The sequence below is a fragment of the Roseibium sp. genome (genome assembly GCF_048261595.1).
Classification (GTDB): Bacteria; Pseudomonadota; Alphaproteobacteria; order Rhizobiales; family Stappiaceae; genus Roseibium.
Genome location: NZ_JBLXFW010000001.1, coordinates 373665 through 386596 on the forward strand (window position 1 = coordinate 373665; position 12932 = coordinate 386596).

The following is a 12932-nucleotide window of genomic DNA, read 5'->3' on the forward strand; positions in this document are numbered from 1 at the left end:
GGGATCAGCCGAGCGTCGGGTCAGCCCGGACGCTTCATCTCACAGGTCGTGGGAACGATCGTCTGACCGGCCTGGATTGTGCCGATCTTCTTCCAGCCCCAGCCTGTGCCTTCCTCGTCGAACGGCTGGCTGCTATCCAGCGGGCCGAAAGTGGAGATCACGAGCGGCTGGAAGAACTGGTGATCCTCCGCACGCATGAAGGAATCGCCACCGTTGGAGAAAACGGAGTACCGCATATTCTCGAGCTTCGGAATGAAGTCACCCGGGTCCTTCGAGCCGGCCTCTTCTATTGCCTTGAACAGCATGCCCGTTGCATTGAACATGCGCGGGAAGATCACCGGAGCTTCCTTGTAGCGTTCGCCATAGGCGCGTGCGGTTTCCTCTGCCGGCGGATAGCCGAGGTTGGAGATGCCCTCGCTGACCTGGAAAACCTTATCCTCCAGACCGGCCTGCTTGACGGCGGTCGGGCCGCCTGCAGCACCAGCGTAGTAGGTGTACCAGTTGACATCGAGACCCGCCTGGCCGGCAGCCTTCACCAGAAGGGCAAAGTCCTGCCCCCAGTTACCGGTGATGACGGAATCAGCGCCGGAGGCCTGGATCTTCGCGATATAGGGTGCGAAGTCGGTGATCTTGACGAGCGGATGAAGTTCATTGCCGACGATTTCGATGTCCGGACGCTTGTCGTTGAGCATCCGCACCGCCGTATCGGCAACCGCATGACCGAACGAATAGTCCTGACCGATGATGTAGACCTTCTTGATCTCGTCGCGAACGCGGATGAAGTTGGTCAGTGCTTCCATCTTGACCGTGACGTTCGCATCGAAGGCAAAGTGCCAGTAGCTGCACTTCTCGTTCGTCATCACCGGATCAACGGCGCCGTAGTTCAGGTATACGACGTTGGCACCGGGGTTGCGCGAGTTGTACTTGGCGACGAACTCCTCGATGGCGACGCCGACCGATGAGCCATTGCCCTGCAGGATGATGCGAACGCCTTCATCGATGGCTTTTTGGACCTGAACAAGGCTCGTCTGGGCGTTCACCTGGTTATCATAGCCGATCACCTCGACCATCTCGCCATTGACGCCGCCCTTTTCGTTGACCTGGTCGGCGATGAACTTGAGCTGGTTCAGACCGATCTGGCCGACGCTCGCAGCACCACCCGACAGCGGGTCGACGAAACCGAGCTTGAGGGTCTCGGCCCATGCCGGTGCCGACACTGTTCCCATCACGGACAACGCAACGGTTGCCCCTGCTATCAACTTTTTCATTGCTCTCCTCCACTTTCGACAGGCGGTTCATCTGCCTGCCCTTGCGCAGTTTTCTGCTGCACGAATCGGACCCGCCACCAGACACCTCCCTCCCGGAAGCACCTGCCGGACGACGGGCACCTATCCCGTTTTCAGAAGGCTGACCGCGTCCAGTCCGACGCTCGCCAGCTCCATCTCAACCTGGGCAAATCCATAAGGAGGAACGACATCCCCCGTGCGCTCGCATACGCGATCCCACTGCTCGACCACCTTCTCGGCGACGCCGTCTCCGGCCCCGAGCTGGACGCCCTGTGTCATGGTGATGTTGGCCGATGCAAAACGCCCGCCTCCCGCGCAAAGGATCGCGCGCGTCGGTGCGTTCTCGCCGACAAGCGCCAAAAGTCCGGCGCTCACAGCCTCCGGAGCCAGACGCTCCAGAACCTCGCGCGAGAACAGCTCCCCGGTCATCTGGGTGGCAGCTGTCGGCGCCAGACAATTGACGCGAACGTTGTATTTTTCACCTTCGAGCGCGAGGGTCTGCATGAGGCCAACGAGGGCCATTTTCGCCGCGCCATAGTTCGACTGGCCAAAGTTGCCGTAGAGCCCCGATGACGAGGTCGTCATCACCACGCGGCCATACTGCTGGCGCCGCATGATTTCCCAGACGGCCTTGGTGCAGATCACCGATCCCATCAGGTGCACATCGATCACCTGACGGAAGTCTTCGAGATCCATCTTTGCGAAGGTCTTGTCGCGTAGAATTCCGGCGTTGTTGACGAGGATGTCGATACGACCCCACTTCTCCATCGCTGCGTCGACCATGGCAGCCACGCGGGCTTCGTCGGTTACCGAGCCTGCAAATGCAAGAGCGGCGCCACCGGCCGCGACCACTTCATCGGCAACCGCTGCAGCGCTTTCGCCGTTCATGTCGTTGACAACGATGTTGGCTCCCATGCCGCCCAGAAACAGGGCATGTGTGCGCCCCAGTCCTCCACCTGCTCCGGTCACGATGACAGTGCGCCCAGTCAGCGACATGAATTGATTCCTCCTGCACTTTCATTTCATTCACTCACTAGTGAATTAATTAGCTTGGCGCAAGAGTTTCTTTTGCCCGCGTCGACGCAAATTCAGGGCTTAAAAACAAAAATGCCCCGCCGTTCAGATGGAACGGCGGGGCATCCGGAAAGCGTAATCGGCTGGAACTCAGGCGTTGCGCCTTCTGCAAATCTCGTGGAAGCCAGCGGCCATGAAAACAGCCATCCGTTCCTTGATCGCCTCATGGTCATCAGAGCAGCAAAGTCCGCCGGACAGCTTGTCGATACGACCCGTTCTAGCGAGTGTGAGCATCAGGGAGCCGGTCACGAAGTGATAGCACCAGTAGATGTCCACTTCCGGACAATCCGGCAATGCCTTCTTTAGAAGGTCGATCAGCCGGTGAACGACCGGATCAAAATTCTTGTCCATCAATTCAGCGCCCCACTCCGGGGTATTGGCGACGAGGGCACTGAGGCCGGCATAGTTCTTCCAACCCTCCCCGCTCGCGAAATAGAGATCGAGATCGGTGTCCAGAAACACCTTCAGTGCGCCTTCAACGGTGGGCTTGCCGCCGGTCTCCTTCTCGTATTCCGCCAGAGCCTTCATGCGGCGCTGAGAGGAGACCTCGGCACGGCGTGCGAACGCCGTGTCGAAGAGTGTTTTCTTGTCATCGAAATAGTAGTTGATGAGGGTGTGGTGCACTCCGACACTCTTGGCCACATCCTTCAGCGTCACACCATGCAGACCGTGCTTCGAAAACAGAAGCTCCGCAGCATCTATGATCTGTTCGATCATCTCGGCGCGTTGTTCCGCCTTGGTGGTCCGCTTCTTCCTGGGCTTTGCTGTGGCCGTCACCCTGTAACCTCTTGCTTGCTGACGCACAGACCAGAGGTCACAGGGACTTCGGTCATGCGCTTGCGTATTGTGATCTCAGGCGCATCTTATCGATCTTGCCCGTCGGTGCCAAAGGCATCCTTGAAATACGCAAGACTGCGTCAGGAATCCACCAGGAAGCGACCTCATTGCGTAAAGTGTCCAAAAGCTCGGCATCACTGAGAGATGAGCCCTCACGCATTTCTACGATCAAAATCGGCCTTTCGCCCCACTTGGGATCCGCCCGTCCGATCACCGCGACCTGGGAGACCTCCGGATGTGCGCCAACCACGGCCTCCATTTCCGCCGGATTGATCCACTCTCCACCTGACTTGATCAGATCTTTCGACCGACCGGTAATCATCAGGCTTCCGTCCTGACCGATCCGGGCAAGGTCACCCGTCTCGAACCAGCCATCTGCATCCGTCGCACTTTCGGATTGCCCGAGATAGCGCTCGATGACGGCAGCACCACGCACACGCAGATGACCCTCCACGTCCCGCTGTTCCGGCAGGGCCTTGCCGTTCGCGTCGGTCAGCAGCAAATCCATGCCCAGAGCGGGCTTGCCTGAAACCGAGGCCTGCCGGTTCGGTTCATTCGGCCTTGCCATGGTTCCGGAGGGCGAAAGTTCGGTCATGCCCCAGCTGGTCTGTGTCTCGACGCCAAGATCGACTGCAAGCCGCTCCATGAGCGCCGGCGGCATGGGAGAACCACCGACGACGACCCGCTTCAACGTCGGGACCTGCCCCCCCGTCTTTTCCAGATGTTCCAGCAGGCCAAGCCAAACGGTTGGAACACCGGCACCAATCGTTACTCCTTCGCCGTTGATCAGACGCTCGAGGCTGGCGCCATCCGCCGCCCGGCCGGGCAGCACCAATTTCGCCCCTGCTGCAGGGGCGGCAAACGGCAGTCCCCAGGCGCTCGCGTGGAACATTGGCACGACACCAAGGATCGTGTCCTGGGCCGAGAGCCCAAGGACATCGGTCTGAAGCAGACGCATGGTGTGGAGGTAGTTGGAGCGATGGGTGTAGCTCACTCCCTTCGGAGCGCCCGTCGTCCCGGATGTAAAGCACAGTCCGGCGGCACAATTCTCATCGAATTGGCCCCAGGGAACATTCGCCTCAATCGAGGGATCGTCGGCATTCAAAATCCGTACTGCTGGCTGCGCCGTGCCCTCTGGCCAGGTATCAGCACTCCCATCAATCACCAGAACGTGGGAGACCCTTCGGGCGTTGTCGACAATCTGCCGGGTCAAAGGCATAAGGTCGGCGCTGACGATCAGGACCCTCGCCCCTGAGCTGCGCACCATCGTGCCGAGCTGGTCCGGCGTCAGGCGCGGATTGAGGGTATGGCACGCGGCCCCCATCCCCATGATCCCGTACCAGGCTTCAAGGTGCTCCTGACTGTTCCAGGCGAGCGTCGCGACCCTGTCGCCACGTGCGACGCCGAGAGTGGCGAGGATTGCCGAAACTCGCCGGGCGTTTTCAAGAACGACCGCGTAGCCCGACCGCCGTGTCTCTCCCCCTGGCAGTCCGGTAACGACCTGTGTGGCCGGGTGCCATTTCGCTGCATGCAGCAGAAACTTGTCCACTGTCAGCGAGAAATGTTGCATCGCTCCGTCGGCGAGGACCTCATCATGCGGCTGGGTGCCAGTCTCTCCAAGGCTGTTTTCTGGTGCATCAACCTGCACCGGCTTGAATTTCTCCACGGCTGGTTCTTTCCGTTTTGCCGGACGGCCGCTTCCGGCCCTCCATCCTCCCATTCATTGGACTGGCGCCCCTCATGTTCCAGCGCCAGTCCCTCCCGTCAGCGATTGACTTCGAAAAGCCCGGCCGCCCCCATTCCGCCCCCGACACACATGGTGACGACGACGTATTTCACGCCCCTGCGTCGGCCTTCGATCAAGGCGTGTCCGACCAGACGCGCTCCGGTCATTCCATAAGGATGGCCGATCGAAATCCCACCGCCATTGACGTTGTAGATTTCCGGATCGATGCCGAGATGGTCGCGGCAATAAAGCGCCTGAACGGCGAAGGCCTCGTTCAGTTCCCAAAGACCGATGTCGTCAACGGAAAGGCCGTGGCGGCGCAGCAGTTTCGGCACCGCGTAGATGGGCCCTATCCCCATCTCTTCCGGAGCGCACCCCGCGACGGCCATGCCACGGTAGACACCGAGAGGTTCCAGCCCACGCTGCTCGGCAAGCTTTGCTTCCATCAGCACACAGGCCGACGCGCCATCGGAAAGCTGGCTGGCATTGCCTGCGGTGATGACGCCGCTCTCGACGACAGGCTTCAACGACGAAAGTCCTTCAAGGGTGGTTCCGGGTCGATTGCCCTCGTCACGATCGAGTGTCACATCGCGAATGGAGACCTCTCCGGTCGCCTTGTCGGAAGCCATCATCTTGGTGGTGAAGGGAACGATCTCGGCGTCGAAACGCCCCTGTTCCTGCGCCAGCGCGGTTCTGCGCTGGGATTGCAAGGCATAGGCGTCCTGCGCGTCACGAGAGATCTTGTACTTGCCCGCAACAAACTCCGCAGTCTGAAGCATCGGCATGTAGGCGTGTTCCACCTGTGCCGTGACAGTCTCGTCAGCTTCATTTTGCACCCAGTCAAAATACCGGTTCTGCACCGCCGAAATGTTCTCGTGACCGCCCGCGGCGACAACGTCCATTCCGTCGGCCACGATCTGCTTGGCCGCGGTAGCAATGGCCATCAGGCCTGAAGCGCACTGGCGGTCCATGGTCTGACCGGCAATCTCAACCGGGAGGCCTGCAGAGAAAACAGCGTTCCGCGCAAGGTTCATGCCCGCCGTGCCGGCGCCAAGGACGGTGCCGAGGACAAAGTCCTCGATTTCCCCCGGTTCAACACCTGAACGCTCAACCGCGTGGGCAAGCGCATGACCTGCGAGGCGTGGCGAACGCGTTGCGTTCAGACTCCCGCGAAAGGCTCTTCCAATGCCGGTACGCGCCGTACTGACAATCACCGCTTCTCTCATCAAAATCCTCCCGTTTCCGCTTTCAAGCTGGCCGTAAATCGGCGACCGCACCAAGTACGGCTTTGCTGAATCGGATCGCTCAAAAACATTCACTATATTGTTAGTGAAGATTTTTCCAGAGCGAAATTCGAGCTCATCAGGATCAACAGCGCACGGATAGTCACGGCCTGGCACTGTTGAAAATGCGGATAGTTCACGTTCGCATCACGCCGGTGGAGGTCAGATCAGAGTGCATATGACCGGCGGTCCTTCCAAGTCCGGGACCAAAGGAAAAGATCTTGTTCAAAGCATTTTCAGATCCGTGTCTCAGACCCTTATTGGGATGCGGCGTTTTTCAATTCAGGCCGGGCCATTTCAAGCCGGCCAACTGGGAAGACTGCTTGTTCCGGAGCGTCCGCGTTGCGGAGCAAGCGGCTTTCCCGCCTGGTGCCGATGAACATGGCCGAAGAAGCAATGGACGCATGAGGAACCCAGAAACGAAATGCCAGACCCCAAGTCCTATCTTTTCGACCTTCCTCGAGCTCTGCGGCCGGATCGTGCCACCTTACAGGAGGAATGGTACCCTGGCGTTCGGGACTACTGGGCCGACGCCTCCTCCAGCCGGATCTACGACCCCATTCTCGGGATCAGGGCAATTGTCATCCATGCGACCGCTGGCGTCAGTTCGAACGGCGCCATGAGCGTCATGGCAGCCGGCCGAGCAAGCTGGCACTGGCTCGTACCCGATGAGGACGAAAGCGCACACGGCGCGCATGTCTGGGCTTGCGCTCCGGAGGCGCGCGCTGCCTGGCACGTGCGCAACAGCTGTTCGCACGCAGCGGTCAATGGCGGCGCAGACAAGGTCAACCATTGGTCTCTCGGCATTGAAATCGTGAATTCACAAACCACCGGCGTGATCGACCCTTTCTCCGATTGGCAGGTTGCTACCACCGCGGCCATCGTCCGCTATTGCTGGGCGAAATACCCCAACCTCAAGCAGGTCGTCTCCCATGCCCTGCTGGACCCGGAGCGTCGCAGCGATCCGGGTGCGCATTTCCCCTGGGAGGAATTCTCCGGGCTTGTCCTGAATGGCGTCTCGACTGAACGCGCACCAGATTCGTTCGTGGATACGATACCGATGGCGGAATTGCCCTCACCTCCCACGGGATTAAGCTTGTGCTGTGCAAAGGGCTGACGAACCCGCATGGCAGATCCGACATCGAGAGCTTTTGACACTTCAATGGCACATGAAATCCTGACAATGCCGGAAAGCGCCAATGAACAGGCGATCATCCGCATTGCGGCAAGCCTGGAAGGATTGGAGCAATTTCCATTGCCCATGGCAAACGGCATGACACTGGTCATGGGCCTCGTGCCGGATCCGCGCGATGGTACCCGCATGACGGTTTCGGGCTGCCATCGCTCTCCGGAGCTCGCACTTGCCGCTTGCGCGGGCGAGGCTGCGGAGTTCATTGCACAATGCGAGCGACCCCAAGAAGCCTGCTTGGAACTGGATAGGCTTCCGAAGTGGAACGATGACAAAAATCTCCGCGTTCCCATTCAATCAAAGGACTGGATGATCGCAAAGGACTTGTCCGATGGCGGGCATATTGCGGTTCCAGGCTGTCTCGCACGCTACCATCCCTCCTCCGCGCACCTGGACATATCGACCGGCTGCGCGGCGGGGCCCACACGCAACGACGCGACATTTCACGGCCTGCGCGAAATAATCGAGCGCGATGCACTTTCGAGATGGAGGGATGAATCGATCGCTCCTTACGCGCTGGAACCATCGCCGCGCCTAGCCAGATGGATCGATTCTGCGCGGCAAAACCCGTCAGCCCGGCAGGTGGCGCTTCTCGACATCGGCATGGATGGTCCGCTGCCGGTGGTCATCGCCCTGTCCCATGACGCGGACGGAAGAAACCTTTGCACGGGGAGTTGCGCACATCCAGACCCGGAAGCATGTGCCACCGGCGCACTCCGCGAATTGTTCCAGATGGAGTTCGGCCTCCAGCTCGCGCGCTTCAAAGAAGAAAACCTCGGGTCCACAGGTCTGTCCGAACCGGACAAGGACCTGCTTTCGAATGCAGACGGCCTCTTTGACCGGCCGGACCAGTTCAAACCGTCCGGTCAAAAGACGCGCGACATGGATGCCGACCGCCTGTCAGGAGGCGCGTCGACACAGCACATTGCCGCCTATTTCAGCGCCCGTGGCCAACGCTGCGCTGTGGCTGACCTGTCCGCATCGGCTGGACTTTGCGTCGTCAAGACCTTCATCGAGGGCCTGGACACGCCAATTCGCCGCTATTCTTGATTTGAAGCTCCACTTGGACCAAAACTGCTGGTTGAACTGCTAGAAGCAGATCGTCCGGAAGGGGCATGGGGAGTTTTGATGACGGATGGAACGGTGTACGAACTCAGCACCATGAGCGGGTTCGCCTTCACGGACCGTGATCGAAGCTGCCGCATAACGAGGCGCAAGGCACAGGCGCTGCTCACCTATCTTTGGCTTCAGCCAAATCATACGGAAAGTCGCAGCAGACTGGCCAACCTGCTTTGGAGCCGGAGCAACGAGGCGGATGCACGTGTCTCGCTGCGTCAGGAATTATCGCGTCTGAACCGCGAGTTGGCCGTCTTTTGCGGCATGGATATTCTCGGAGGGGACAAGTTCAGCATATGGCTTGCCCGAAAGCCCGAACCATGTGACGCGGAGGCTATCGTTGCGGCGCTGAACAAGAGTGACGTGGCACCAAAGCTGACCGAATCGCCACTTCTGCAGGAACAATATCTAGCGCATCTTGAGGGCATCGACCCGGAACTTGATCTCTGGATTTCGGTGCAACGCACGACATTTACCCGCCGCTGCACCAAGGCGCTCGAAGCCGTTGCCCTTGATGCGGGGAACAGACACCAGACCCGGGAGGCGGCAGCGCGCGCGCTTCTGAATCTCGACCCGTCTGACGAAAATGCCTGCCGCATGTTGATGTCGTCCCTGGCAGAACGGGGCGATACGACCGGTGCACTAACGCTCTTCGAAGAATTGAGCCAGCTTCTAAGACGCGAATACGACGTCGAACCCGGGACTGCATTGACTGAGTTCGCTCAATCCTTGCGCGGCGACCGCAGCCCCTCGCCTTCCAGGCAACGAGACCGTCCCGGGAGCACAGCCCAGGAACTGGTGAGCGAGCGTATCCTGTTGCTCGTGCACCCTGCCGAGACAATGCAGGACGAGAGCAGTGCCCAGCGCCGCTTTTCGGTGCTCAGAAGCGAGTTGATCGGCGCACTGTCGAGATTCCGTGACTGGTCGGTGCGGGAATATTCGGGCGACGAAATCATCCCGGCCGCCAATCCGGCGAAGGTCTATGAGCTCAAGCTGAGCGGTGAAGCAGGGGTGGACGGCGACTTCTTCACGATCAATCTGATCGCGGCCGATACGCGTGCCTATGTCTGGAGCGAGAGCCTTGAGATCGACTACAGCCGGGTTGCGGGTCAAAGACGCGATTCGATCAGGAAGCTTGCCAGCGCACTGAACGTCGAAATCTCCGCCCACCGCATGTCCCAGATCGTCGGCTCGGAAGAGGCTGATCTGGACATCTACGACCGTTGGCTGGTCGGCGAGCGGAGGTTATTGAGCTGGCGTCCGGAGGACGAAGCCAAGGCGGAAGGCATATTCCGCTCGATACTTGCGCAATCGGGAACTTTTGCTCCCGCAATTTCCGGCCTCGTCCAGATCCTGAACACCCGTCATCACATCTTTCCGGGAATGATGCGGAGCCGCGAACGCGAAACCGAAGCGCTTGAGCTCGCCCGACGCGCCTCCCGTATGGCCCCCCACGACAGCCGGACCCAGCTGACGCTTGCCTGGTGCTACCTCATGAACAGCGAATACGATCAGGCAATCTATTACTTCCAGCTGGCGCTCGACATTAACGACAATGATCCCTGGACGCTTGTCTCAGCTGCTCAGGGCCTGTGCTACGCAGGCGCCAAAGCCCAGGCAATCGAACTGGCTCTTCGCGCCAATGCCACTGGCCGTGGGGGCACGCCCATGCACTGGGCCTACATGGCCTGCATTCACTTTCACGTCGCCGACTATGCGACGGCGCTCGATGCCCTTGCTCGGGCGGAAGGAGCTGCCTATTTCGTCGGGGGGATGCGGGTTGCTACGCTGGGTCAACTCGACGATTGCGTAGCTGCGAACAGAGCTGCCGAAAAATTCGAGACGGATGTGCGAAAGGCTTGGTCTGCCCGCAAGAAACCGACACAAATGGCGATCCGGGAATGGTTCCTGCAGCTCTTCCCGATCCGAATGCAAGCCGATCTTGAACGGCTTGAAACCGGCCTCGACAAGGCCGGCTTCGGGGTCTGACAATCAGCTTTGGTCTCAGCGGCAGCTGCGCATGGTGTAGTCAGCGATGCGTGAGAAAAATACACTCTCGGCCGGGAAACCATGGCCTTCCTGCAGGAACATCGAATAAAGCCGCGGTAGCGGGTATTCTGAAAGTCCCGAGCGTATGATCTTTGCACTTTCGGACACCTGGCCCTTGGGGGGCAGTCGTAGCACGAACTCCAGTCCATTGCTGCCCGGCTCCGACTGGACCGAACCGTTGTCTGCCTGGACAATCCGAAGGCGCTCGTATTCCGGGGGCACATACATATTCTTGCCGACGGCTTTCCGGAACGCCGCCATGTTTTCTGGCCATGGCCTTGCCCCGGTCGCCCATTCGAACACCAGCTGACCAACGTCGCGGTAGTTGTCGAAAGACGCATCCAGCTCATGCTGCGTCGGACCAAAGGCAAAGGGCGGAAACTTCCTGTCGGTTGACAGCTTTGTATCGTCACTCATGATCGCTCCCCAATGAGTTTCGGCTGGCATCTCCAGCCTTGTCAATTTGACGGAGCCAGCGTGATGCCTGCGTGAAGCGATCAGGTCACGGTGAAGTCACGCTCGCACGAGCAAGATCCTTTCACCCGGTCGCGACTCGCGAACCGGAGCGGATTTGGCAAACGGGGCAACTAGGACAATGTCCAGGCAGCGCATCAGAACGGCAGGTTTGGGGATCGGCATGCTGGTCGGCATGGTCACGTCCACGACGGCCGTTGCCGATGGCAGCTGCGGAGAATCAGCACTCCTTGCCCAGCGCAATGCCACCCGCAATGCGCAGGCGTCCTACAGCGCAGCTGCGCGGCACGCGGAGATGCGCGGGCTCGCTGCCCTCGATCCTGGCGAGCTGAATAGTTCTCTGCCCGGAATGCGCGTCGCATCCGCTCAGGATCATGCGCCTGTTCCGATCGATGCGGACCGCTCTCTCTTCATCAGGGACAGGGCGCTTCTGTCCGCCTTCTCTTTCAATGAATTGATGGCCGCTTTGGCGCAGTCCACAGGCGACCAAACTCTCTCGGGACTGAACCTGTTCCAAGACTGGTGGCTTACCTCCCTCCCGCCCAAGCCGGACAAGGATCCGGCTATCGGTTGCAACGACAAGCTGATCAACGGCATTGACTATTCCTGTCCCGCCTCTGGCGGACAAGGAACACTTGCCGAAGTTTCCTCGCTTGACGGCGGTACCGATGCTCCCGTTCAGATCATGGCGCTGGTCAACCGCGGCGATCTCTGGAGCTTCGAGACCGACAGCGCCGACTGCGGTGAATACCGCGTCATTGCAGGCGTGAACAACGACACGGGGCAATTCCCCGCGATCGAGAGCGGTCTTTATCTTTTCAGCTTCGAGGCGGTGCTTCGACGCGGAGACAACGGACCCGGTTTTTGCAAGGCGGTGCAGAAACTATGGGCCTCTTTTTCAACCCTCGCAGATACGGAGGACTTCAGGAGCCTACTGCGCAAATTCTATCTCGAACAGAACGGTCTCTCCCAGGACGGTCGCCTCGTGGCCCCATCGCACGCGACCGCAAGCTTTACCTTCGGCCCCATCATGGCATCAAAGAACCTCGGGCTTGATGGTGAAGCGCCCGAACTTGGACAAATCAGAACAAACGCCAAGTTCACTTCCAGCAATGGCAGCTGGTTCTTCCGGGAATACCGCTTCCGCAATCTCCCCGGTACCGGCCAGCGCTTGTTGCCGGTCGGGCTCGCGGCTACGCCGGTCAAACTGTCGGGAGATCCTGGCCATCCGCACAATCAGCGACTGGCAGACGAGATCGGCCGAAATTCAGACGGCCTTGTCACCAAGCAATTCGACGACGTCCGTTTCGTGCCGTCTGATCGCTGTCTGGATGCGGGGGAAGACATTGCAAACGATCGTTCGGGCATCCGGTCGATCATGCAGAAATATTTCTCCGGACAGTCCCCCAACCCAGCGGTCCAGGCGCTCGCAAAGCTCGCAAACAGCGATCTGACCGTTCGCGACCTGGCGAACAATCTGGACTTCACCACCTGCGTCGGATGCCACAACACCACAGGCAAGTGGCAACTCAACCACCTCGTAGCCCCCTACGCAGATTTCGAGACGCCGGGCAAGATTGGCGAGGCCTGGGACCGTCCTCTCAGTTTTCATTTTGCCCGTTTCGACATCGAACCCGGCACGATTTCCGACCGCTACGCCATCGCCCATCAGCTTGAGAACGTCTTCCTTCCCAAACGCAAACACCTGATGCGCTTTGTTCTCGAGAACGATCCTCTCCCCAAATGCCCCGATCTGCGAGACAGCGGCGAAACGCCCGTGCCCGGATGTTCCGTGGATGGGAGCGGAGAAATTCGCATTTTTCAGGACTAGCGCGCGCCGCACCCACTGCTCATCTCGGCGCGCCGTCAGCAATAGCCGTGGACCGCAGGGATCCCTC

The 12932-nt window shown here is 59.7% G+C and carries 10 protein-coding genes; 4 read left to right on the top strand and 6 right to left on the bottom strand.

Annotated features, from left to right (window positions below; translation table 11 throughout):
- Window positions 1-20: 20 nt before the first annotated feature.
- The 5 genes from ACN0SY_RS01630 to ACN0SY_RS01650 all read right to left on the bottom strand — a co-directional run bounded on the left by ACN0SY_RS01630 (window position 21) and on the right by ACN0SY_RS01650 (window position 6149).
- The gene (locus tag ACN0SY_RS01630) at window positions 21-1268 is read right to left on the bottom strand and encodes a branched-chain amino acid ABC transporter substrate-binding protein (protein WP_417684015.1); all 1248 of its coding nucleotides are present in this window, start codon (window positions 1266-1268) and stop codon (window positions 21-23) included.
- Window positions 1269-1388: 120 nt separating this feature from the next.
- On the bottom strand, window positions 1389-2282 hold the full coding sequence (locus tag ACN0SY_RS01635; RefSeq protein WP_417684016.1) for an SDR family NAD(P)-dependent oxidoreductase: 894 nt from the start codon (window positions 2280-2282) through the stop codon (window positions 1389-1391).
- Window positions 2283-2450: 168 nt separating this feature from the next.
- Complete coding sequence (locus ACN0SY_RS01640) at window positions 2451-3137, bottom strand: TetR/AcrR family transcriptional regulator (protein ID WP_417684017.1); 687 nt, start codon at window positions 3135-3137, stop codon at window positions 2451-2453.
- A gap of 52 nt (window positions 3138-3189) precedes the next feature.
- Complete coding sequence (locus ACN0SY_RS01645; RefSeq protein ID WP_417684018.1) at window positions 3190-4863, bottom strand: AMP-binding protein; 1674 nt, start codon at window positions 4861-4863, stop codon at window positions 3190-3192.
- Window positions 4864-4961: 98 nt separating this feature from the next.
- Window positions 4962-6149: an acetyl-CoA C-acyltransferase gene (locus ACN0SY_RS01650; protein ID WP_417684019.1), complete on the bottom strand. Its 1188-nt coding sequence runs from the start codon at window positions 6147-6149 to the stop codon at window positions 4962-4964.
- A 481-nt stretch (window positions 6150-6630) separates the two neighbouring features.
- Here ACN0SY_RS01650 and ACN0SY_RS01655 point away from each other — a divergent pair, with 481 nt between their 5' ends.
- The 3 genes from ACN0SY_RS01655 (at window position 6631) to ACN0SY_RS01665 (ending at window position 10500) form a co-directional block, all read left to right on the top strand.
- The gene (locus tag ACN0SY_RS01655; protein ID WP_417684020.1) at window positions 6631-7323 is read left to right on the top strand and encodes an N-acetylmuramoyl-L-alanine amidase; all 693 of its coding nucleotides are present in this window, start codon (window positions 6631-6633) and stop codon (window positions 7321-7323) included.
- A gap of 45 nt (window positions 7324-7368) precedes the next feature.
- Entirely contained in the window at window positions 7369-8445 is a 1077-nt protein-coding gene (locus tag ACN0SY_RS01660) for a YcaO-like family protein (RefSeq protein WP_417684021.1), read from the top strand.
- 78 nt (window positions 8446-8523) lie between these two features.
- Window positions 8524-10500, top strand: a complete 1977-nt coding sequence (locus ACN0SY_RS01665) for a BTAD domain-containing putative transcriptional regulator (protein WP_417684022.1) — start codon at window positions 8524-8526, stop codon at window positions 10498-10500.
- Between the two features lie 15 nt (window positions 10501-10515).
- Here the strand turns inward: ACN0SY_RS01665 and ACN0SY_RS01670 are convergent, their stop codons facing one another.
- Window positions 10516-10977: a hypothetical protein gene (locus ACN0SY_RS01670; RefSeq protein ID WP_417684023.1), complete on the bottom strand. Its 462-nt coding sequence runs from the start codon at window positions 10975-10977 to the stop codon at window positions 10516-10518.
- Between the two features lie 178 nt (window positions 10978-11155).
- Here ACN0SY_RS01670 and ACN0SY_RS01675 point away from each other — a divergent pair, with 178 nt between their 5' ends.
- Complete coding sequence (locus ACN0SY_RS01675) at window positions 11156-12865, top strand: hypothetical protein (RefSeq protein WP_417684024.1); 1710 nt, start codon at window positions 11156-11158, stop codon at window positions 12863-12865.
- The last annotated feature ends 67 nt before the right edge of the window (window positions 12866-12932 follow it).